We start from the raw sequence: 23430 nt of genomic DNA, 5'->3' as shown, positions 1-23430 counted from the left end.
ATGCGAGCATTTTTGGCAGGGTTGAAGCTGATCGGTTCAAGAGTGAACTGGCCCCTTTTTTGGGGACTTAGCTTCTTCTTTGTGGTGATTTTTACATTGGTAAGAGGAACATACTGGGTAAGTGATTGGTTAGTTGCACATCATGATGCGCAAATAAAAACACTCAAAGTGCTCGGTAAACCGCATTATACCAATGAAGATGACATTGTGGCGGCAATTAAAACCGCAGATTTAAATAGTTTTTTTGAGCTTGATGTAAAAGCAGTCCACAAGGCGGTAAAGTCTTTGCCTTGGATTGCGACAGTGTCAGTCAGAAAACAATGGCCGGATACGCTGCAAGTCTATGTAGTGGAACATCAGCCGGTTGCGCATTGGAATAGCGATTCATTACTCAATGATGATGGCGAAGTATTCCAAGCGAGTAGTAACAAATTGCCGCAAGGGCTGCCTGAATTATATGGCCCTGAAGGAAGTGCTGAAGAAGCATGGCAAACATTTAAGCAGTTTAAAGCCTTGTTGGCGGTAAATCAGTTTACGTTGGAAAGTTTAGCGCTTTCAGAACGATTTGCTTGGCAGCTATGGCTGGACAATGGGATCCGCTTAAATTTAGGGCGTGAAGATAAAGCCAAACGAGTACAACGTTTTATCGACGTGTATCCACGTATGGAACGCCCTGAAGGTAAAGTAATCGATGTCATTGATTTACGCTACGACACGGGACTGGCAGTGAGTTGGAAAGAACCTACTGAGCAGCAAGAACAACAAAATAACAAGAGTGAAGCATGACAAAGTCGGCAGAAAGAAACTTAGTGATTGGATTAGATGTTGGCACATCAAAGGTCGTCGCCACAGTTGGGGAGATCACTGTGGACAATCAACTTAGTATTGTCGGTGTCGGACGCCAAGAGTCTCACGGCATGGATAAGGGCGGGGTAAACGATTTAGACCTCGTTTCTGAGTCTATTAAACGCGCTGTAGATGAAGCAGAGCTAATGGCCGATTGCAGAATAAGCTCGGTTTATTTGGGGATCTCAGGCAAACATATTCAGTGTCAAAACGAAAGTGGCGTGGTGGCAATAAACAATGCTGAAGTCACAGACGATGATATTGCCAATGTTATTCACATTGCACGTTCTGTGCCTATGTCTGCCGAACGCAAAATGCTGCACTCATTGCCGCAAGAATATAGCATCGACATGCAAGAGGGGATCAAAAACCCGCTAGGTATGAGTGGCGTAAGGATGGAAGCGAAAGCACATATCATTACGTGTTCGAATGACATGGCAAAGAATATTGAAAAGTGTGTTGAACGCTGTGGTTTACAGGTAGACCAATTAACGTTTAACGCCTTGGCGTCATGTTACTCAGTGTTGACTGAAGATGAAAAAGAGCTAGGTGTTGCGGTATTAGATATCGGTGGTGGCACCATGGATATTGCGATTTATGTGAATGGAGCGTTGCGTCATACTGCCGTGATCCCAGTTGCGGGCAATCAGGTCACGGGCGATATAGCAAAAATATTTAGAACACCTATTTCGCATGCCGAGTCTCTGAAAGTACAATATGCCTTCGCGTCGAGCCAAATGGCATCAAGCGAAGAAACTATCGAAGTACCAAGTGTTGGTGGGCGTCCTGCGCGGGTAATGTCTCGTCATACTTTGTCTGAAGTGGTAGAGCCAAGATTTAGAGAACTGTTTGAGCTTGCACAAGAAGAATTACGTCGCTCAGGTTTTGAAGATCAAATTGCGGCAGGTCTTGTTATCACAGGCGGTAGCGCCAAGATGCAAGGTGCACAAGAAGTCGCAGAAGATATATTCCAAATGCCAGTAAGAATAGGGAAGCCAATTGGCATTAAGGGATTAACAGATTATGTGGATGACCCTGCATATGCAACGGCGGTAGGTTTGTTACAATACGGCCGTTCACTACAATCGATGAATGCACAGAAGTCGAAAGTAGATGCAGAGGGGAGTTGGTGGAACCGTGTTACAAAATGGTTCCAAGGCGAGTTTTAATACTCAAGTCGGAGAGTGAAGATGTTTGATATTATGGAACAGCACAGCGAAGAAGCTGTCATTAAAGTCATCGGTGTCGGTGGCGGCGGCGGTAACGCCGTAGAGCACATGGTAAACCAAGAAATTGAAGGCGTACGTTTTATCGTAGCGAATACTGACGCACAAGCGTTACGTCGTTCTTCAGCGGATATTACTGTACAGCTGGGTACTCAAATTACTTCAGGTCTTGGAGCCGGTGCAAACCCAGAAGTGGGCCGCAGCGCAGCAGAAGAAGATCTAGAAACCATCAAGAGCAGCCTTGAAGGTGCAGACATGGTATTTATCGCAGCCGGTATGGGTGGCGGTACAGGTACCGGTGCCGCACCTGTTGTTGCACGCGCAGCAAAAGAACTAGGTATTTTGACTGTGGCTGTAGTAACGCGTCCTTTCGATCTCGAGGGTAAAAAGCGCATGGCTGCGGCTGAGCAAGGTATTGCTGAGTTGTCAGAAATTGTAGATTCACTTATTACAATTCCAAACAACAAATTGCTTAAAGTTCTTGGTAAAGGGACTACACTGCTAGATGCCTTCGCTAAAGCAAATGATGTGCTTTATGGCGCGGTACAAGGTATTGCAGAGCTGATCACACGCTCAGGTCTAATCAACGTTGACTTTGCGGATGTGAGAACCGTGATGTCAGCAATGGGTACTGCAATGATGGGGACGGCTTCGGCAACAGGTCCTGATCGTGCACAAGAAGCAGCGGAAGCTGCGATTTCTAGCCCGCTTTTAGAAGATGTTGATCTAACTGGCGCGAAAGGCATTTTGGTGAATATCACTGCTGGCATGGACATTACTATCGAAGAATTTGAGGTCGTTGGTAACCATGTTAAAGCGTTAGCGTCTGAGAACGCGACTGTGGTAGTGGGTGCTGTTATTGACCCTGAAATGAGCGAAGAGCTTAGAGTGACCGTGGTTGCTACAGGCTTAGGTGGTGACCGTCGTCCGCAATTTGGTATTGTAGACAATAGCTTTAGACAAGCCTCAGGCTCAGATGCGGTAGGTGGCACACAAACTAGCTCACAAACGAGCATGTATGTGCCAAGCTTTACACAGCCACAAACGTCAGCGGCAGAACCGGAGCAACCAACTGAAGCGCCAGCACCACAAGTGCAAGAACAGAAGCCACAACAAGCTTCTAGTTCAGCAAGCGCAAAAGGCAACGACAGTAAAGAAAAAGGTGACTACTTCGATATTCCGGCTTTTTTACGTAAGCAGTCAGACTAAGGTTTGTATAAAAAATAAACAAAGATTGGCAGTTTGGTGGAACTATGTTATACTCCGCCGCCTATCTAGAATTTAAGTGGGCGAATATATGATTAAACAACGTACGATTGCACAAGTCGTTAAAGCCACAGGTGTAGGTTTACACAAAGGTGAAAAGGTCACGATCACTCTCCGACCAGCTGGTGTGAATACAGGTGTTGTATTTCGCCGCGTTGATCTAGACCCTGTTGTTAATTTTGAAACAACACCGGAAGCTGTGGGCGACACGCAACTGTGTACGTGTTTAACAAATAAAGACGGCGTTCGCTTGTCTACTACCGAGCATTTGATTGCTGCGGTAGCTGCGCTTGGGATTGATAACCTCATCGTAGAGTTAGACAGCGCCGAAGTGCCTATTATGGATGGCAGTGCATTGCCATTCATCTACTTAATTCAAAAAGGCGGTATTGAAGAGCAAAACGCTGCCAAGCGCTTTATTCGCATCAAAGAAAAAGTGCGTGTTGAAGATGGCGACAAGTGGGCTGAAATTGAGCCTTACGATGGTTTCCACATCGACTTTGAAATCGACTTCAATCACCCTGCGATCAATGCTAGCCGCCAACGTATTGGATTAGACATTACCGCTCAAAGCTTTACGGAAGAGATCAGTCGTGCTCGTACTTTTGGTTTTATGCGTGATATCGAATACATGCATGCAAACAACCTAGCCTTAGGTGGCAGCATGGATAATGCGGTTGTTTTAGACCAGTTTAAAGTATTAAATCCTGATGGCCTACGCTATGCGGATGAGTTTGTTAAACACAAGATCTTAGACTGTGTGGGTGATATGTTTATGGCAGGTCACAACATTTTAGGTAAGATCTCATGCTATAAATCAGGTCACGGCCTAAACAATATGTTGCTTCGTGAAATCATGGCAACTGAGTCAGCATGGGAGTGGGCAACATTCGAAGAGCCAGTCAGTATGCCAGCGCCAGGAATGGAAGCGGGTATCAATACCGCAACGGCATAAGGCTTTTAAGCCAATAGTTTGATAAAAAAATGACGCTAAGGCGTCATTTTTTTTGCGTTGTGTTTGCGTGTTTAGCGAGTCTTTCCAGTTTCGCCTTAAGCGATGGTGGAGCGGACTGCGCCAGCGCTAGCAAATGCTCGCCAGTGGCTTGGCTCATACTGCGATTGGCTTGATAGGTCGAAGATTGGGATTCCACCTTGTTGGTGAGACGCTGCTGAGCTTCTGGATTGGTGGTAATTTTAACCAATGCACAGTCATGTAATCCAACTTTTCTAAATGCACTGAGAATATCCATTTTCAAAAAGTTTAACCGAGTAGCAAGCGTTGCTGAAGCAGCTTCTATTGTTAGTGTCCCTTCTTTGTAGTGAGCGACACGGCATTTCTTACTCAGGATAGGGCCTAGAGTCTCTTCCAAGCAGCTCTGTAACTGTGCCGCTTGGGCGCTTTTTTGGCCATATTGATTGAGTTTATCTGACCACCCACCCATCACTTCATCAAGCGGTTTTGGATTGTAGCGATTTTTAGCCAATGACTTACTTCCCATAGGTTGAAAAATAAAAAATAACCGCCATATCGGGATAATACGGAGTCAATTTACTCCGTACTGGTGGTTTCTCAGTCTTCTAAGTATATCAGAGACAAATTTTTGAGAAATCCAAAAGTACCAACATTTGTTGTCGAAAGCGCTTAGCTCTGTGCTCGAATAACTGAGTCGAGTTAGATGCTAACTAAACTTTATCACTTGCAACGGTACGCTTACGCCCAACAGTAAAGATTTCTTGCAATTGAACTTGGTATTATTTACCCAATAAGGTTTGCAGAAACAAAGAGTCTGGTATGATAGGGCATAATTTTAACTCGGCAAGATACAAAATGCTCACTCCTAAATTGGCAAAATGAAAACCGGAATTTAGGAACGCTTTTGTCGCCAACAGGACAAGCGCGACCCAGCCTTAACCACATTGGCTTAGAGAAATGGGTCAGCCAATACACAGAGTGAAACGGTTTAAACATGTTAGCAAATATTTTTACCAAAATTTTTGGTAGTCGTAATGATCGCACCATCAAAAACCTAAGAAAAACAGTCGCTTTAATCAATGCGTTAGAAGAGCAATATGGCAAATTAAGCGATGATGAACTAAAAGCAAAAACGGCTGAATTTAAACAGCGTATTGAGCAAGGTTCAAGTCTAGATGATTTATTACCAGAGGCGTTCGCTACGGTGCGTGAAGCATCTAAGCGCGTATTTGGAATGCGTCATTTCGATGTGCAGATGATTGGTGGTATGGTGCTTCACCAAGGTCGTATTTCAGAAATGAGAACGGGTGAAGGTAAAACACTAACAGCAACATTACCTGCGTATTTAAATGCGGTTTCAGGTAAGGGTGTTCACGTTATTACCGTCAACGACTACTTAGCTAAGCGTGATGCCGAGACCAACCGTCCACTCTTTGAATTCCTAGGCCTTACTGTAGGTTGTAACGTACCAGGCATGATGCCACAGCAGAAAAAGCAAGCCTATGCTGCGGATATCACTTACGGCACCAATAACGAGTTCGGCTTTGATTACTTGCGCGATAACATGGCGTTTAGTATTGAAGAACGTGTACAACGTCCACTTAACTATGCGGTTGTGGATGAAGTGGATTCAATCCTAATCGATGAAGCGCGTACACCACTGATCATTTCTGGTCCTGCTGAAGATAGCTCTGAGCTTTATGCCGAAATCAATAAAATTGTGCCTGATCTTGTACAGCAAGAAAAAGAAGACGAAGAAGGCGTGGAAGGCGATGGCGATTTCACCATTGATGAAAAAGGTAAACAAGTTCACCTTACCGAGCGTGGTCAAATCAAAGTTGAAGAGTTACTGACTGAGCGTGGTTTGATTGAAGAAGGTGACTCGCTTTACTCAGCAGGTAATATTTCATTACTTAGCCATGTTTACGCAGCACTTCGTGCTCACAAGTTATATCAAAAAGACGTTGATTACGTTGTAAAAGATAACGAAGTTATCATCGTTGACGAGCACACTGGCCGTACGATGGAAGGTCGTCGTTGGTCTGAGGGTCTTCACCAAGCCGTTGAAGCGAAAGAAGGGGTTCGTATTCAGAACGAAAACCAAACCTTGGCTTCAATCACATTCCAGAATTACTTCCGTTTATATAACAAGCTTGCAGGTATGACAGGTACAGCGGACACTGAAGCGTTCGAGTTCCAGTCAATATATGGCCTAGATACGGTAGTTATCCCAACCAATAAACCTATGGTTCGTGATGACCGTGCAGATCTTGTATATTTAACGCAAGAAGAGAAATTTGAAGCCATTCTTGAAGACATTCGTTCTTGCCAAGAACGTGGTCAGCCAGTGTTGGTGGGTACGGTGTCTATCGAAAGTTCTGAGTATCTTTCTCACTTCCTTCGCAAAGAAAAAATTGAACATAATGTACTGAATGCGAAATTCCACGCGCAAGAAGCGGATATTATCGCGGACGCGGGTCTACCGGGCAAGGTAACGATTGCGACGAATATGGCTGGTCGTGGTACGGATATCGTACTGGGTGGCAGCTGGCAGTCGGATGTTGAAAAATTAGAAAATCCGTCGGAAGAGCAAATAGCAGAAATTAAAGCCGCTTGGAAAGCGCGCCATGATGCAGTACTGGCTTCAGGTGGTTTACATATTATTGGTACTGAGCGTCACGAATCTCGCCGTATCGACAACCAGTTGCGTGGTCGTGCAGGTCGTCAAGGTGATGCTGGTTCAAGCCGCTTCTACCTATCGATGGATGACGCATTGATGCGTATCTTCGCAGGTGAGCGTATGACTAACATGATGCGCAAACTAGGTATGCAACGTGGTGAAGCTATTGAGCACCCATGGGTTAACCGTGCCATTGAAAATGCACAGCGTAAAGTAGAAGCGCGTAACTTTGATATTCGTAAACAATTACTTGAGTACGACGATGTTGCTAACGACCAGCGTAAAGTGGTTTACGAACAGCGTAACGAACTACTTGAAGAAGGCGATATCTCAGAGACTATCACCGCTATTCGTGAAGATGTATTGAATGCGACTATTGATCAGTATATTCCACCGCAAAGTCTGGCGGAAATGTGGGACATCCCAGCACTTGAAGAGCGCTTGAAAAATGACTTCCATGTTGAACTTCCGATTGCAAAATGGCTTGAAGAAGACAGTAAACTATATGAAGAAGTGCTACGCGATCGTATCGTAGAAGACGTTGATAAGGCGTACAAACAAAAAGAAGAGATGGTAGGCCCAGATGTATTACGCCACTTTGAAAAGGCAGTTATGCTACAAAGCCTAGATCAGCATTGGAAAGATCACTTAGCGGCAATGGATCATCTTCGTCAAGGTATTCATCTACGTGGTTATGCACAGAAGAATCCGAAGCAAGAATATAAGCGTGAGTCGTTTGAGTTATTCTCACAAATGCTTGAAAACTTAAAGATTGACGTTGTTAGCGTACTAAGTAAAGTTCAGGTTCGTGCTGAGGAAGATGTTGAGAAAGTTGAAGAGCAACATCGTAAGAGTGAGCAAGCACCACGTGAATATCAACACGAAGAGGTTGAGCGCGTAGGTGGTGATGCACCAGAAGGCGTGTCTGTTGCTCATAGAAATGAGCCAAAAGTAGGTCGTAATGATCCTTGTCCTTGCCAATCAGGCAAGAAGTTTAAGCAGTGTTGCGGAAAACTAAAATAACAGGCCCTAAATCTAAATTTGTATAAAAAGCGACGCTAAGTCGCTTTTTTTATGGAGTAAATGATGCAAAAAAAACGTGTTGAAGTCGCCGTTGGTGTGATTGAAAAAAATCAGCAAATCTTTGTATGCTTGAGAGGTGAAGATCAACATCAAGGTGGGCTTTGGGAATTCCCAGGCGGGAAAATGGAAGCCGGTGAAGATGTCTTTTCGGCATTGAAACGTGAGCTGCAAGAAGAGGTAGGCATTGAGATCTATAACTCATCTGAGCTAATGCGTATTGAGCATGACTATGCTGATAAAGCCGTATGCTTATACATTCATCATGTTGAGGACTTTTCTGGTGAAGCTCATGGCGCAGAAGGGCAGCCTTCTCAATGGGTTGCAGTTGAACAGTTGCATGAGCTCACGTTTCCTGAGGCCAATAAGGCGATTGTTGAATTATTACAAACGCGCAAAAATTAGTGACAAACTTTGTTACTAAATTAAGCACTCAGAGTCATAGTCATTCACTATGTGCATCGGTAGACTAGTGAATGACCGCTTACGTGTAAATAAACATCAGCTAACGACTTTCGTTGCTCTGAAGTTTGAGAGGACACACAGTTAGAAGGAATTCTTTTCAAGCCATCAGGTTATGTCTATATTCAATTCATTTGTATGTAATTTGAGCATTATTTTATCTAGATGAATGGGATACGACGTTTACAAGCGAAACTCTATCAGGGGAATAAAAATGAAAAAACTATCATTGACCGCTGCAAGTGTTGCACTTGCATTGGGATTGATTGGTTGTAGCGAACAACCGCAAACACAACAACAAAAACCAGCGGAACAAGCCGAAGCACAAAAGGCGGTTTTGAATTCTGGTATCGAATTGGAAAATATTGATAAATCAGTGCGTGCACAAGATGATTTTTACTTTCACGTTAATGGTCATTGGTTAGAGAAAACCAAAATCCCAGCAGACAAATCAAATTATGGTTCTTTCTCTCAGCTTTATGATGAGTCACAAAAAGCGCTGCGTAAAGTGCTTGAGAATGCTGCTAGCAACGGCTCAGCTAAAGTAGGTAGCGATGAGCAAAAGTTGGGTGCGTTTTATCAAAGTTATATGGACGAGGGCGCGAGAAACGAGCTGGGCTTAAACCCTGTTAAGCCTTATCTGAAAGAAATTCTAGACTTGAAGAGTAAATCGGAGCTACCAGCTATCTTTGCTAAAATGCGTTTAACCGGTGCTAGCACTCCATTCGGTTGGTATGTTAATAATGACGCTAAAAACTCAAGTGAAAATGCACTCTACATGTTCCAGTCAGGGCTTGGTTTACCTGATCGCGACTACTACCTGAAAGATGACGAAAAGTTTAGTAAAATTCGCGAGCAGTATCAGCGCTATATCGAACAATTGTTAGCTAAGGCTGGTCATAAAAATCCGGGCCAAGCTGCACTAAATATTATTGAGTTAGAAAAGCAAATTGCCGAGGCGCAATGGACACGTGTTGAAAGCCGCGACGCGACTAAAACCTATAACAAGCTAAGCAATGATGCGTTTAATCAATTAATGCCTGACTTTGATACATCAGCATTTTTAAGCGCACTTGGTATTAAAACGGATTCTCTTATTGTAAGCCAACCAAGTTTCTTTGAAGCGCTGTCTAAAATCATTGCAGATTCAAAGCTAGAAGCATGGCAAGACTACTTAACATTCCACTTTACCAATGACTACGCTGAGTTACTAAGTAAAGATGTAGTTGACCTTAAGTTTGGTTTCTTTGGTAAAACATTGACGGGTGTAGAAGAACAAGCGCCAACATGGAAAAAGGCGGTGGATGCAAGTAATTCTGTACTGGGTGAAATGCTAGGCAAGATATACGTTAAGTCGTATTTCCCACCAGAAGCTAAGGCTAGAATGGAAGAATTAGTCGCAAACCTTATTAAAGGGTTTGATCAAGCGATTGATGGCCTTGAGTGGATGAGTGCTGAAACTAAGATAGCTGCAAAAGATAAGCTCAATAAGTTTACGCCAAAGATTGGTTATCCTGACAAATGGAAAGATTATTCCGCACTTGAGATCAATCCTGATGATCTAGTCGGTAACTACGTACGTTATAGTCAATTTGCGAATCAGGAGATGATCGATAAATTAGGCAAGCCTGTGGACCGTAGCGAGTGGTTGATGACACCACAAACGGTGAACGCGTACTATAACCCAGTGAATAACGAGATTGTATTCCCTGCTGCGATTTTACAGCCGCCATTCTTTAACCTAGAAGCGGATGATGCAGTAAATTACGGTGCAATCGGTGCGGTTATCGGTCACGAGTTAGGTCACGGCTTTGACGACCAAGGTGCGAAGTACGACGGTGATGGTAACCTACGTAATTGGTGGAGTGACTCTGACCTTTCACAATTCGAAGCACGTAGCCAAAAGCTGGTTGAGCAGTTTAATGGTTTTAAACCGTTTGAAGATGCGGGTGTAAACGGTGAACTGACACTGGGTGAAAATATTGGTGATTTAGGCGGGTTAACTGTCGCTTATAAAGCGTACCAAATTTCACTAGGTGATCAAAAAGCGCCTGTTATTGACGGTTACACTGGGGAGCAGCGCTTCTTTATGGGCTGGTCACAAATTTGGCGTCGCAAATACCGCGATGAAGAGCTGCGTAATCGTCTAATGACAGATCCGCATTCACCAAGTCATTATCGAGTGATTGGTGTGCTGCCGAATATGCCAGAGTTTTATAAGGCATTTGATGTGAAAGAAGGCGATAAGATGTATCTTAAACCAGAAGACAGAGTGAAAATCTGGTAATTTCACATTTTGAATTCGTGGCGGTTTTATTGTGTTCCTGCAGTAAATCCGCCGCTTTTACGACATCCAATTACAATCCTCTGAAGTTCTCACTAAATATCACATCCATTTCAGCACTTTCTGCAAGCACTCGCTATTTCTAAGGTCAAGTTCATCGCTATTTGATGGTATTTACAGCCAAATCAGAGTAGCTTCATTTTGTCTAACACAAGGATATGAAAAAATAATGATAGCGCTGTCATTTTAACTTTTATATGATGTTTAGGAACAATAAGTGATTAAATGATGTTCATTTTGAATTGAACATGAAGACTGGGAGCAAAAGATGAGAATAAAAACGACTTTGCTTGGGGCGATAATTGCTGGGTGCTCGTTCTATACACAGGCATCATTTACGCAGCAGCAGTTGGCGCAATTTGCAAGTGACACGCATTTTGAATTTGCGGTAGAAAATAACTTCAGTAATGGTGCTGGAGGTTTTAGCGGTGCTATTACACTGACTAACAATTCAAAAGTTGATCTACCAAAAGGACAAAGCGATTGGCAAATCTATTTGCACTCAGTTCGTCATATTTCAACGGAAACCGCTGAAGGTCTGCGCTTTGAGCATATTAATGGCGACCTTCATCGTATAACCCCTACCGATTCGTTCGCTGGCTTAAAAGCCGGTGAAAAGCTCAAGTTAGCTTTTGATGGTTCGGCTTGGGTTGCTGCATACAGCGATTTTATGCCGCGTGCCTTTATTGTGTCAGGTAAAAATAAGCCGGTCATTTTTGCAAATACTGATACAGAAGACATGACACAGTTCGTCGCGCCATTTGAGCGTGAGAACCAACTGAAAAGATACAATACACCTACCGATTACACGCAGATAGCGAATGCAGCGCTGCGCTTTGAACGTAATCAAAGCAATATTTCGGTCTCAAAAGAAGATGCGCTAAGACGTATCATTCCAAAGCCTGAGCACATCGACTTTAATCGTGGCGAAATCACCCTTAACAAAAACTGGCAGATCCGCTTTGCCGGACGCTTGAAGTCAGAAGTCGCCGTTTTTCAAGAAGACTTGTCAGAGTATGGACTGGATTTAAAAGCGGAAGCTAATCACGTGCCAGAAGGAAATATCCCGACGATCCGCCTTAAAGTTGCGAAAAGTTTAGGGCGCGATTATGACTACAACCAAGCTGGGTCATATACATTAGATATTGATGATGACGTGATTGAAATCACGGGTATTGATAACGCAGGTGTGTTTTACGGTATTCAAAGTTTGCTTGCGCTATTTCCTGCCGATAGTAAAAATGAAATTACCTTGTCTCACGTAGAGATCAAAGACTCTCCGCGTTTTAGCTGGCGTGGTATGCATTACGACAATGCCCGTAACTATCATGGTAAAGATGCGTTATTTAAATTAATTGAACAGATGGCGCGTTATAAGTTAAATAAGTTCCATTGGCACTTCTCAGATGATGAAGGTTGGCGACTAGAGATCCCAGGGCTCCCTGAGTTAACAGAAGTCGGCGCATTCCGTTGTTTTGATTTACAAGAGCGTGAGTGCTTACTGACTCAACTGGGCACAGGTCCTTTCAAAACGGGAAGTGGAAATGGTTTCCTTTCTCGCGAGGACTTTGTCGAGTTACTTAAATTTGCCACCGCGCGTCATATCGAGATAATTCCAGAAATAGAAAGCCCTGGGCATGCTCGTGCTGCGATTAAGTCGATGGAAGCGCGTTATCACAAATTGATGGAAGCAGGTAAAGCGCAAGAGGCCAAAGCCTATCTTCTGAACGATATTGATGACACTTCAGAGTATCTAACCGTGCAACTCTACACAGATAACTCTATTAATGTTTGCTTGGACTCAAGCTATGCCTTTATGGAGAAAGTGGTATATGAGCTGCAGGAAATGTATCGCGATGCTGGCACTATGCTAACCACAGTCCATTTTGGTGGCGATGAGGTTGGAAAGGGATCATGGACTGAATCACCAGCATGTAATGATCTATTTGCGGTCGCCGACAACGGAGTGGCTGGACCTAATGATTTAAAACCATACTTTACTCAAAAAGTTGCAAAGTTGCTTGCTAAGCGTGGGATCACCCCTGCCGCTTGGGAAGATGGCTTAATGTATAACACCACAACGACCTTTAAACGTGATGAATTCCCAAATCCACAGTTTTTGGTAAATACTTGGGATAACATTTGGGAGTGGGGGGTTGCAGACAGGGCTCACCGTTTTGCAAACAACAATTACCAAGTTATTTTGTCTCACGGTACACATTTGTACTTTGATCACCCTTACGAAGCGCACCCTGAAGAGCGCGGCTATTATTGGGCAACTCGTTATACAGATACGAAAAAAGCATTTTCGTATATGCCAGATAATATTTATGCGAATGCGGACTTCACGCGAAACCGTGAGCCTATCGTGAACCTAGAAGCCTTAGTTGGTCGAGAGTTGCCCGCGCTTAAAAAACCGCAAAATATCCTTGGTATGCAAGGGCAAATATGGAGTGAGACCATTCGCTCGGAAGACCAAGTGTTACGATTGATTTTCCCTCGTTTGCTTTCGCTTGCGGAGCGTGCTTGGCATAAAGCGGATTGGGAAGGGCGTCGTATTAACCAAAAAGAGTTAAATAAGGACTTCTCAACCTTTGCCGCAGCCTTGTCTTTAAAAGAAATTGCAAAGTTGCAAAACGATGGCATTAAGCCAAACCTTCCGGTTCCTGGTGCCAAGGTGGTGTTGGGTAAACTTGAAGCGAATAGTGCTTTCCCTTATCTTGCAATTGAAGTGAGCTTAGACAATGGCGAATCTTGGCAGCCTTATACTGATCAGATGAGTATCTCAGATGAAAGTAAGGTATTGTTGAGAACGCGAGCCGGAGAAAAAAATACGAGCCGTGTCACAGGGTTGAAATAAACCCTCGTATTCAGTTTATCGCAAAAAAGGGCACTGGCCCTTTTTTGGTGATAATTTTGCTCAAATTCTAACTGGTAATGAAATAGATTTTAACGTAAAGTTAAATGTCAGCGCTGTCATTTTTGTAAAGAAAGCAGTGAGCAAAGCAAAAAATAACAAGGCAAAAAGCCATACAAACAATAAACGATGAGTAATGTTTATGGAAGCTACCGTGTCGAATACAACAAAACGAAGTAACGCGATCCCTATGGCAATTGTCGCCGCCATGTTTTTTATTCTTGGCTTTGTGACTTGGCTTAATGGGTCGCTAATGCCATATTTGGAGCAAGTATTAAAACTAACTCCTCTCCAATCTTCATTTATTCTTTTCTCTTTTTATATTGCGGTGACATTTACCGCGGTTCCTTCTGCCCTAGTTATCCGCAAGGTGGGTTATAAAAATGGTATGGCCATCGCAATTGCGATGATGATGTGTGCAGCGTTGCTATATATTCCAGCGGCTAAAACACAAATGTTTGCATTGTTCTTGTTTGCTCAATTTACTATGGGTATTGGGCAAACATTGTTACAAACTGCTGTAAATCCTTATGTGGTGCGTATTGGACCTGAAGAGTCAGCAGCTGTGCGCGTAAGTATTATGGGTATACTGAATAAAGGTGCTGGTATTGTTGCGCCGCTTGTATTTACTGCGTTGGTGCTGAGTAACTTTACTGATATGGCAGGTAAAGAGCTGACTCAAGCTGATATCGATGCAATGGCAAACGGTCTTATCGGGCCATATTTAGGCTTGGCTGCATTTATTGGTATTTTTGCCTTGGGTATTAAGTTTGCACCACTACCTGAAATAGAAAAAGATGATGAAGAAGAACATGGCTCAGTGAGAGAAGCGCTATCTCATCCTAATCTAAAGCTTGGTGTGATCGCACTGTTTTTGTATGTTGCGGTTGAAGTGATTGCTGGTGATACGATTGGTTCATTTGCGTTAGCGCTGGGTGTTGAAAAATATAGTGTGATGACCTCTTATACTATGGCTTGTATGGTTACGGGCTATATTTTGGGTATTATATTGATCCCGAGAGTAATATCGCAGGAGAGGGCGTTAACAGCATCTGCCGTGCTTGGTGTGCTTCTCACGCTAGCAATTTCATTTGGCAGCCCAGACTCATTTGTCATTTCAAATCTATTTGGATTATCAGCGTTGCCTGATATTCTATTGATGGTCGCTATTTTAGGTTTAGCAAATGCCATTATGTGGCCTGCTATTTGGCCGCTCGCATTATCTGGACTTGGCAAGCTAACCAGTGTAGGCTCTGGTTTATTGGTTATGGGTATTGCCGGTGGTGCATTCGGTCCAGTATTCTTAGGTTTAGCTAAGGGCACATCTGGCACAGTGGAATCACAGCAAATTGCACACCTTGTAATGTTACCTTGTTATCTATTTATAATCTTCTACGCTGTGAAAGGTCATAAGATCAAAAAGAAAGCGTAGCAAGAAAATGTAAAGCATTTCTATGTATGTAGAAATAATCCCGTGTGTGATGCCACCTGAATAAGGTGGCATTTTTTATGCCTAAATCACTCCCTTACCTGCAAAACCGGTTTAATGCTGAGATCTTTTTCGCGATATAAAATCGCTGCTACGCTGATGTCTGGTGCTTATTGTTTGGTGTTTGCCGTGTAGGAGCTACTTTATATAGCGAAGGTTTTATTCTTAAGTCGCGATATAAAATCGCTGCTACGCTGGTGTTTAGTGCTTGTTGTTGGCCGTGTAGGAGCTACTTTATGTAGCGAGGGTTTTATTCTTAAGTCGCGATATAAAATCGCTGCTACGCAGATGTTTAGTGCGTGTTGTTTGGTGTTGGTCGTGTAGGAGCTACTTTATATAGCGAGGGTTTTATTCTCAGTCGCGATATAAAATCGCTGCTACGCTGGTGTTTAGGAGTGGTGTGAGTGTAAAAATATAAAATGGGAATGAATTTATAAAAAGAGTGGGGCGACTGATGGGACTTGAACCCACGACAACCGGAATCACAATCCAGGGCTCTACCAACTGAGCTACAGCCGCCACAAAAGACTTGAACACCTTGTCTGGTGTGGCGCGCATAATACATAAGTTTTTCCCAAATGCAAAGGGAAATATCGAAAAAACTTAATAAAAGTTTTTTTTCGGAGATTATTTCCGCATACAGCAAATATTCATATATCCTATGTATGATCCAGCCGATCTAATGATAAATAACTGCTTAATATAAAAAGGGGGATGAGTATGGAAGCTGTTTGGAAATGGGTTAATGAGAACTCAGATTTAATCTTACACTATGTGCTTCAAGGCGTTATAGCACTAATAATTTTCTTCGTTGGCTTAAAACTAGCTAAGCTCAGTGCTGATCTCACTGAAAAAGCATTTGGTAAACGCAAAGTAGATAAAGCGGTAGGCTCATTCGTTGCCAATATTGCTTATGCGATTGTTTTTGCCGCGACGCTGCTTATGGCATTATCTCAGGTAGGTATCGAAACCACCTCATTCATTGCTATTTTAGGTGCCGCAGGCTTGGCTGTTGGTCTTGCCCTGCAAGGCTCACTTTCTAATTTTGCATCTGGCGTACTTATTATTATGCTGCGTCCGTTCAAGTCAGGAGACTATATTGAAGCTGGCGGCAAAGCCGGTAGTGTACAAAAGATAGAAATCTTCTCTACAGAGCTTCGTACTCCTGATAACAAAGTAATTGTAATGCCAAACTCTGCCATTATGTCCGGTGCGATCGTTAACTACTCACGCGAAAAAACACGTCGTATTGACCTTGTAATTGGTGTTGGCTACGACGCCGATCTACGAGAAGCAAAAGCGGTATTAAAGTCTGTACTAGACAATGAATCACGTATTTTGAAAGAGCCAGCTTATACGGTAGCAGTGCTGGAGCTTGCCGACTCAAGTGTTAACTTTGTTGTTCGTCCTTGGGTTAAAACAGAAGAGTACTGGCCAACGTATTTCACGCTTGTGGAAAATATTAAGATTGCGCTAGACGAAGCTAATATTACCATTCCATTCCCGCAAATGGATGTTCACCTACACAAAGATCAGTAAAAGGTTAGTTAGAAATGAAATTGAAGGTTTTAACCTGTTGTATTCTTATGGCTGCCAGCGCTAATGCAGCAGCAGAAGGTAAAGCTAAGAAACCACAGAAAGTTTGGGATGTAACCAGTGAAGTTGGTGCGATAATCACCAGTGGTAACACTGAGACAACAACGCTTAAAGGCGGGATCAAAGCTAAACACAATCTAACTAACTGGAACAACGAGTACAAGTTAGATGGCTTCTATAAAGAAGACACGCGTGAAAACGATGCTGGTGTAGACATTACATCTCGTACCAATGAAAAATACTCAGCGTCAGTTCAAGGCAACTATAAGTTAAACGAAGATAATAGCCACCTATTTGTGTTTGGTTCTTATGTTTCAGATTATTTTGGTGCTTACCGTAGCGAAGCAGTTATTTCAGTGGGTTACGGTCAACGTTTATTCGAAAATGACGATATGTATCTTAACGCTGAAATCGGTCCTGGTGTAAAGCGCTTCGAGCACCAAGACGATAGCACTGAACTTGATGATGATGGTGAATTGTTAGCTGGTACTTCTGAAAGCGAGTTCATTGGTGTTGGTAAACTAGATTACCAGTGGCAAATTTCAGAAAATGCGCGTTTTACACAGCTTATCGCGATTGAATACGGTGATACAAATACTAAGACAACCTCTGAAACGGCGCTGTTAACCAAAATAAATGGTTCGCTTCAAATGAAAGTGGCATATAACATTATCCACAACTCTGACGTAGCGGATGGCAAAGAAAATACTGATACAGAAACTTCACTTACTTTGGTTTACAGTTTCTAACAAGTATCTTCCCAAAGGGCACTCATGTGCCCTTTTAATTCTTCCAAACTTCGGTAGAATGCTCAAAGTTTAACAAAAGTCTATAATGGAAGAGATTTCAGTGAAGTTCTTCAGAATAATATTGCTCTCAGTTTTTATTCTTATATCGCACCAATCAGTTGCGATGACACCAAGCAAACAGCAAATAGAACAGTTCAAAAAGCTCCCTAAAGCTCAGCAGGAAGCCCTTGCGAAGCGCTATGGCATCGATCTAAGTACTTTAGATAGCAAAACATTAGGCAATAAAGAGAAAGAAGAAAAAGATACTTCGATTCAACCTCGAAACAAAAATGGATTGCTGGAAGAGGAAGAAGAGGAAGATAAGTTTAAGCCGAAGCAGGAAGAGCTAAAGCCTTTTGGTTATGAGCTTTTTGCAGGTGAGCCTTTAACATTTATGCCTTCTGAGTTGGCTGCAATTCCTGATACTTATTTGTTGGGTATTGGCGATCTGGTGAAGATCAATTTGTATGGTAAAACCAACGAAGAACATGAAGTTCAAATTGACAGAGAAGGGCGTCTTGCAATTCCAAACCTGAGCCCGGTTCACGTTATTGGTTTGTCATTTAAAGAGCTAAAAGCACTGATCACAAAAAAAATATCAGAAGAAATGATCGGAGTTCAAGCTTTTGTCTCTATGGGTGAGCTAAACCCTATGCGCATTATGGTAGTGGGTGAAGCATACAAGCCTGGTAGTTATACGGTTTCACCGCTTGCGACAGTGACCCATGCGCTATTTGTTTCTGGCGGTGTAAGTGATAGTGGTTCGCTTAGAAAAATTCAAGTAAAGCGAGCGGGTAAGCTAGTTACCACATTTGATTTATACGACTTATTGCTGTTTGGTGATAGCTCTGATGATGTAGTCCTAAAGCCTGGCGATGTTGTATTTATCCCGCCTGCAGCTAAGAAGATTAAAGTAAAAGGTGAAGTTAACCGCCAAGCCATCTTTGAGCTTAAAGAGTCAGACACGCTTGAGAGTGTAATGGCCATGTCTGGTGGTTTCAAAGCGAACGCAAACAAGTCAAAAGTAGTCGTATCACGTTACAACGGTGATGGAAGGCGCATTACCCTGAACTACAACTTTACTGAAAATACGAGTTATAAGCCGCAGAACGGTGATGAAATATCCGTAAATGCCGCATCAACTCGTTTTCAAAACACTGTAACTGTGGTTGGTGCAGTAACTAGCCCAGGGCATTATGAATGGCACCAAGGTAAGACGCTAAAGGATGTATTTAGTGCGCCAAGGGAAGATTTGTTATCTATCGCCGACTTCGGGTACTCACTGATTATCCGTGAAGTAAACTTTGAAGGTGATATTGAGATCATTCAATTCTCTTTGCAAGATATCTTTAACGGTAAATCTGGAGATATTGAGCTGGTTTCTAACGACAGTATTGTTGTATTTAGCCGCTATCAACTGAAAGAAGAAGAAGAGCAGTTGCTGGAAGACCTTGCTTATAATAAAGAGCAGCTGAAATTGCGTGAAAACGTAAAACTGTGGGAGCAGTTTGAGCGCGATGAATTTTTAAAATATATCGGCTTAAAAGAAGATGAGCTGTTCGAACTTGAGGAAGAAGTTGAGCTGATCACAAGTATCGATGCGCTGTTCCAAGAGCCAAAAGAAGTAGAAGACGAAGAGTATGCGGTTTTTAGTCGTCAAAAGCTATTAGCACCTATTCTAGCCAAGCTGCAAAGACAGGCAACACCAACAGAGCCAGCGCAATTATTTGCTGTAAATGGCCAAGTTAAGTTTCCTGGCGTGTATCCTTTATCAAAAAATGCTAATTTTCAAAAAGCGGTACAGGCTGGCGGAGGATTTCTTGAAGCGGCTTATCTTGAGCAAGTGGAGTTGACCCGTGTTGTATACGATGATGGTAAACAGGTTGAACATATCCAATTTAATGGTGTAAATGAACTGGCGAATCCAACACAGGCGCTAACCAGCAAAGATACTGTAAACATCTTCCCTAGACCTAATTGGCAGGAAAGGCTTCAAGTTAAAGTTGTGGGTGAAGTTAAATTTCCAGGTACGTATACTATCAAACGCGGTGAGACGCTTGATAGCCTGCTTGAAAGAGTGGGTGGCTTTAACCAATTTGCACACAAAGAAGCGGCTATTTTTACTCGTGAGTCCATTAAGCGTAAAGAAACTTCACAAATCCAACGTTTAACGCAAGAGCTAAGACGCGATATTATTACCAATACTTTCCAGAAGAGCGCGACTGCGAATACCTCAATGCCATATGAAGATATGGACAAGATTTTGAGAGATTTATCTAAAGTTGAAGCGTTAGGACGTCTTGTTATTGATTTAGACAAACGCTCTACACAAGCATTACAGCTAGAAGATGGAGATGCGCTATATATTCCTGCGGTACAAGACTCTGTCAGTGTTATTGGTGAGGTCAACTTGGCAGCAACGCACTTATTTGATTCGTCTAAATCAGTTGATGACTATATTAAAGCAAGTGGTGGTCTAAAACAAAAAGCGGATGATGAACGGATCTATATTATCAAAGCTAATGGTTCAGTAGAGCTCCCAGGCTCAGGGACTTGGTTTGCTGTGAGTAGTCATGCTAACCAACTAGCTCCTGGTGATACGATTGTTGTACCGCTTGATGCTCAACATATCGATAGCTTGACGCTTTGGAGTACTGCAACACAGATTATTTATCAATTAGGTCTAGCTGCTGCTTCAATTGCAACACTTAACAAGTAAAAAGTAACAACTAAATAATTGTCTTTAAGTCAAAGAACCTATTAACAATTATTTACGGAAAAACTGACTTTACTCATACAGGTGTTGACAACCTCTGATGGTTGAGTAAAGTGGTGTGCGCTCAAGTGAACGCTGGCTTAATTAAAGGTTGTAAGCGCTTAAAGTTCACAAAACGAACAGTTTGTGGTTGATTGCAATTTATTGTGAGAAATTATTAACTTTGTAGAAATTTTAATTTATGATGGGGCTTGAATTAAATGTTAGTTCTTATCATAATGGTAGAGCCTAGATTTGATGCTACATGTTTGTGCAGTATCGGTCGGGCCCTTTAACTTATTTAACGTTTTGCTATACTCTGGTGTCCAGAGTGTGTAAATATTAACTGAAAACATAAAGTGTCCACCGGATACATGGAGATAAAAATGAAGCGTTTTAATAAAGTCGCTTTAGTTCCTGCTGCAGTTGCTGCTGTATTAGCAGGTAACGCTTACGCAGGTACAGAAGCTTGTTTCGAAATTTACGACACAACTGATGCTGCAGCTGTAGACCACATCAAAGCATTTGAAACACGTTATACTGGCGCAACTTGTATTGCTGAAGGCTCACGTACAGGTGCATCTGCTACTAACCTTGAGCAAACAAAAGAGTCAAAGGTAGCTTACGAGCTAACTGGTGATTTAGCGCTAGACTTTGATAATGTTAACCTATCAGCTGCTCCTGCTACTGAAAGAGACATTCAAATTGTTTACGTACCAACAACAAACATCCCTTCAAGTTCTAGATTAGTATTTAAACTAGATGGTGCGATTTTCCACGGTAATGCGAACAAAATCCACCTAGTTAAAGATAAAGACGGTGAAGCTGATGCTACTGGTGCTGATGACGGTTTCGAAGCGGTAGCGGATGCGGATGGCGTTTTTGACGGTTCTAACACGCTTACTTTCCTAACTAAAGACATCGAAATTCGCGCAGGAACCCGTTTAGTACTTTCTAGATCAGAAAATGCTGATACTACAACTGCAGCTACTCTAAAGCCTATCAGCATTAAGATTGAAAATGATGTATGTACATCAACAACTTCAACTAAATCTGTTACGCTTAAAGTAACTAGCGCAACTACTGATGGCGGTGGTTCAATCACTGGTGCAACGTCTGTTGCTCATAAGCTAGTTGATATTTCACCTCAGTTCTATGCACTACAAGATAGTGAGTCAACTGAAGTTAAAGTTAACGCTGAAAGTGAAGACTACGCAAACCAAGCTATCGTAGCTCGTACAGAGTTTGTTTACGAAAATGGTACTTCAACAGTAAACAAGACACAGGCAATCTACCCAGCTGGTTTCTATGACCGCGCAACTCTACTTGACCGTGCAATCACTCTTTCAGCAGATGATCACCTAGAAACTAGCTTTGTTTCAAGTGGTGCTCCTGGCGAAAGCGTACAGTATGGTATCTACGACACGCGTACTGTAGCTGCAAATGCAGTTACATCAACAGCTGATGCAATCGCTGTAGAAACAGGCACTGCAAAAGGTGTTATCACTGTAGGTGATGCAACTAAGAAAGTGTATGATACTGAAGCTACAGACTTGTTTGTTAACGGTGCAGAAGCTAACCCTGCTGCTGCTACGGACCCACGTTTTGGCGCTCAATACAACCAAGCGTTCTACACAGTTGAAACTAAAGACTCAACTAAGATCATGAACTTCAACTATGAAGTTACTACTAACTACAAGCTTAACTTTGCTGATGACAAGTATCTTGATCACTGTGATATGAAGCCTGTTACTCACAAAGTTGGTGTAAATGGTGCGGTTCTTAAAGTTCCTTACACTGTTAACGCAGAAGGTAACTTTGTACGTGTAACTAACGAGCACGACAAATCAGCTGAAGTTACTGTTGACGTATTTGGTGAGTCTGCTGACGGTACTGAAGGTAAGCGCAGAGTACTAGCAGTTGACCTAGGTATGGTTCCTGCTCAGTCTTCAGTTGTTTACTTCGTTCCAGACGTAATCGCTCAAGCGGAAACGCAAAAAGGTTACACTGGTGCTGACGGTGGTTACGCTGCTAAGTCTCTAGGTGACAATGCATCTAACGCTGTATCAAGCAACGCTCGTCACACGCTAACATTCACTGTTACAGCTCCTAGAGATTCTGTACACGGTGTATCTGTACAGCGTATCACTGGCGGTGTTGACCGTGTAATGCCAGTTCTTGACCAAAACGAGTGGTCACAATAATTTAAACTAATTTAGTTTACTAAAAACCCTCGCGAATGCGGGGGTTTTTTTTTAAGGTTGAAGTAATGAAGAAGTTAATTTTACCAGCATTTTTTATGGCTCTGGCAGGCTGCCAACCAGCGGATAATAGCGCTGAGCTGAGGCAAGAAATTGAAAAGCTAAAATCAAATCAGCAACAAATTGCTGTGCGTATTGGTATGGCCGAATTGGTTAAGCCTGACACTTTAGTTGTAGCAGAAGATGCAAAATGGATTGGTAATAAAGACGCAAATATTGTGGTAATGGAGTATACCGACTTACACTGTCCTTTCTGTAAAAAGTATCAACAGAATGTATGGCCTGAATTTAAAGAAACATTTGTAGATAGTGGTAAAGTGGCCTACGTTGCGCGGGAATTCCCATTAGCACAGATCCACCCTAACGCTCCATTTGCTGCTGTGGCACTCAAATGTGCAGATAAGCAAGGTCAATATGAAGAAGTAAAGAACTACTTATTCGAACTAGGCAATGACCTATCTAACGATACAACTGCAGAAATGGCAGAAAAGTTTGGTTTAGATAAAGAAAAGCTGGACGCATGCGTAGTTGATAAAGAAGTACATGCAGCAATTGATACTTCTTTACAAGAAGCTGCATTGTTAGGTTTAAAATCAACACCAACCTTTGTTATTGGTAAACAAGTAGACGGTAAAATTGAAGATTATCGAATTGTGGTTGGTGCTGGCGAAATTACAAAATTAAGCAGTGTGATCGACACTTTAAGCTCAGCAAAGCTGGACTAAAAAAATCACTATGGTAGATTGT

General features: G+C 42.5%; 15 protein-coding genes and 1 tRNA gene. 14 read left to right on the top strand and 2 right to left on the bottom strand.

Features of this window, described 5'->3' with window-relative positions:
* The 4 genes from MHN32_RS00155 (at nt 1) to lpxC (ending at nt 4293) form a co-directional block, all read left to right on the top strand.
* Nucleotides 1-786, top strand: coding sequence for a cell division protein FtsQ/DivIB (locus MHN32_RS00155; RefSeq protein WP_010368642.1), 786 nt, complete (start codon nt 1-3; stop codon nt 784-786).
* Nucleotides 783-2015 carry a cell division protein FtsA gene (gene ftsA / locus MHN32_RS00150; RefSeq protein ID WP_010605798.1) on the top strand — a complete coding sequence of 411 codons (1233 nt, stop codon included), beginning with the start codon at nt 783-785 and terminating at the stop codon, nt 2013-2015. The genes MHN32_RS00155 and ftsA overlap by 4 nt, the downstream gene beginning before the upstream one ends.
* A gap of 21 nt (nt 2016-2036) precedes the next feature.
* Entirely contained in the window at nt 2037-3281 is a 1245-nt protein-coding gene (gene ftsZ / locus MHN32_RS00145) for a cell division protein FtsZ (RefSeq protein ID WP_010605797.1), read from the top strand.
* Between the two features lie 88 nt (nt 3282-3369).
* Complete coding sequence (gene lpxC / locus MHN32_RS00140; RefSeq protein ID WP_239420484.1) at nt 3370-4293, top strand: UDP-3-O-acyl-N-acetylglucosamine deacetylase; 924 nt, start codon at nt 3370-3372, stop codon at nt 4291-4293.
* A gap of 43 nt (nt 4294-4336) precedes the next feature.
* Here lpxC and MHN32_RS00135 read toward each other — a convergent pair whose 3' ends face one another.
* A complete protein-coding gene (locus tag MHN32_RS00135; RefSeq protein ID WP_227387496.1) occupies nt 4337-4822 on the bottom strand; it encodes a DciA family protein in 486 nt (161 codons plus the stop codon).
* 483 nt (nt 4823-5305) lie between these two features.
* On the opposite strand from MHN32_RS00135, the gene secA reads away from it, so the two are divergent.
* The 5 genes from secA (at nt 5306) to MHN32_RS00110 (ending at nt 15226) form a co-directional block, all read left to right on the top strand.
* On the top strand, nt 5306-8014 hold the full coding sequence (gene secA, locus MHN32_RS00130; protein WP_239420483.1) for a preprotein translocase subunit SecA: 2709 nt from the start codon (nt 5306-5308) through the stop codon (nt 8012-8014).
* A 63-nt stretch (nt 8015-8077) separates the two neighbouring features.
* Nucleotides 8078-8476, top strand: a complete 399-nt coding sequence (mutT, locus tag MHN32_RS00125) for an 8-oxo-dGTP diphosphatase MutT (protein WP_227387653.1) — start codon at nt 8078-8080, stop codon at nt 8474-8476.
* Between the two features lie 271 nt (nt 8477-8747).
* Nucleotides 8748-10820 carry a M13 family metallopeptidase gene (locus MHN32_RS00120; protein WP_239420482.1) on the top strand — a complete coding sequence of 691 codons (2073 nt, stop codon included), beginning with the start codon at nt 8748-8750 and terminating at the stop codon, nt 10818-10820.
* A 325-nt stretch (nt 10821-11145) separates the two neighbouring features.
* Nucleotides 11146-13737, top strand: coding sequence for a family 20 glycosylhydrolase (locus MHN32_RS00115; protein WP_239420481.1), 2592 nt, complete (start codon nt 11146-11148; stop codon nt 13735-13737).
* Between the two features lie 247 nt (nt 13738-13984).
* Entirely contained in the window at nt 13985-15226 is a 1242-nt protein-coding gene (locus tag MHN32_RS00110) for a sugar MFS transporter (RefSeq protein WP_171039497.1), read from the top strand.
* A gap of 500 nt (nt 15227-15726) precedes the next feature.
* Here MHN32_RS00110 and MHN32_RS00105 read toward each other — a convergent pair.
* Nucleotides 15727-15802, bottom strand: a tRNA-His gene (locus tag MHN32_RS00105).
* Nucleotides 15803-16003: 201 nt separating this feature from the next.
* Between MHN32_RS00105 and MHN32_RS00100 the strand changes: the two genes are divergently transcribed.
* From MHN32_RS00100 to MHN32_RS00080, 5 genes are all read left to right on the top strand, one after another.
* Nucleotides 16004-16822, top strand: a complete 819-nt coding sequence (locus MHN32_RS00100) for a mechanosensitive ion channel domain-containing protein (RefSeq protein WP_010605790.1) — start codon at nt 16004-16006, stop codon at nt 16820-16822.
* Nucleotides 16823-16836: 14 nt separating this feature from the next.
* Complete coding sequence (locus MHN32_RS00095; protein WP_010605789.1) at nt 16837-17628, top strand: DUF481 domain-containing protein; 792 nt, start codon at nt 16837-16839, stop codon at nt 17626-17628.
* A gap of 163 nt (nt 17629-17791) precedes the next feature.
* Nucleotides 17792-20386 (top strand): SLBB domain-containing protein, encoded by a 2595-nt coding sequence (locus MHN32_RS00090; RefSeq protein WP_235366803.1) that lies wholly within the window; start codon nt 17792-17794, stop codon nt 20384-20386.
* Nucleotides 20387-20808: 422 nt separating this feature from the next.
* Nucleotides 20809-22626, top strand: a complete 1818-nt coding sequence (locus MHN32_RS00085; protein ID WP_239420480.1) for a hypothetical protein — start codon at nt 20809-20811, stop codon at nt 22624-22626.
* Between the two features lie 65 nt (nt 22627-22691).
* On the top strand, nt 22692-23408 hold the full coding sequence (locus MHN32_RS00080) for a thioredoxin domain-containing protein (RefSeq protein ID WP_239420479.1): 717 nt from the start codon (nt 22692-22694) through the stop codon (nt 23406-23408).
* The last annotated feature ends 22 nt before the right edge of the window (nt 23409-23430 follow it).

It is taken from the genome of Pseudoalteromonas sp. Of11M-6 (assembly GCF_022347905.1).
Taxonomy (GTDB): Bacteria; Pseudomonadota; Gammaproteobacteria; order Enterobacterales; family Alteromonadaceae; genus Pseudoalteromonas.
This window is presented reverse-complemented; position numbering and strand designations above follow the sequence as displayed.

What these genes read in the sequence shown, in the direction of transcription:
- MHN32_RS00090 (WP_235366803.1), top strand. Translation starts at nt 17,792, where the DNA reads ATGACACCAAGCAAACAGCAAATAGAACAGTTCAAAAAGCTCCCTAAA.
- MHN32_RS00115 (WP_239420481.1), top strand. Translation starts at nt 11,146, where the DNA reads ATGAGAATAAAAACGACTTTGCTTGGGGCGATAATTGCTGGGTGCTCG.
- ftsA (WP_010605798.1), top strand. Translation starts at nt 783, where the DNA reads ATGACAAAGTCGGCAGAAAGAAACTTAGTGATTGGATTAGATGTTGGC.
- MHN32_RS00095 (WP_010605789.1), top strand. Translation starts at nt 16,837, where the DNA reads ATGAAATTGAAGGTTTTAACCTGTTGTATTCTTATGGCTGCCAGCGCT.
- MHN32_RS00080 (WP_239420479.1), top strand. Translation starts at nt 22,692, where the DNA reads ATGAAGAAGTTAATTTTACCAGCATTTTTTATGGCTCTGGCAGGCTGC.
- MHN32_RS00085 (WP_239420480.1), top strand. Translation starts at nt 20,809, where the DNA reads ATGAAGCGTTTTAATAAAGTCGCTTTAGTTCCTGCTGCAGTTGCTGCT.
- MHN32_RS00110 (WP_171039497.1), top strand. Translation starts at nt 13,985, where the DNA reads ATGGCAATTGTCGCCGCCATGTTTTTTATTCTTGGCTTTGTGACTTGG.
- lpxC (WP_239420484.1), top strand. Translation starts at nt 3,370, where the DNA reads ATGATTAAACAACGTACGATTGCACAAGTCGTTAAAGCCACAGGTGTA.
- ftsZ (WP_010605797.1), top strand. Translation starts at nt 2,037, where the DNA reads ATGTTTGATATTATGGAACAGCACAGCGAAGAAGCTGTCATTAAAGTC.
- secA (WP_239420483.1), top strand. Translation starts at nt 5,306, where the DNA reads ATGTTAGCAAATATTTTTACCAAAATTTTTGGTAGTCGTAATGATCGC.
- MHN32_RS00120 (WP_239420482.1), top strand. Translation starts at nt 8,748, where the DNA reads ATGAAAAAACTATCATTGACCGCTGCAAGTGTTGCACTTGCATTGGGA.
- MHN32_RS00100 (WP_010605790.1), top strand. Translation starts at nt 16,004, where the DNA reads ATGGAAGCTGTTTGGAAATGGGTTAATGAGAACTCAGATTTAATCTTA.
- mutT (WP_227387653.1), top strand. Translation starts at nt 8,078, where the DNA reads ATGCAAAAAAAACGTGTTGAAGTCGCCGTTGGTGTGATTGAAAAAAAT.
- MHN32_RS00155 (WP_010368642.1), top strand. Translation starts at nt 1, where the DNA reads ATGCGAGCATTTTTGGCAGGGTTGAAGCTGATCGGTTCAAGAGTGAAC.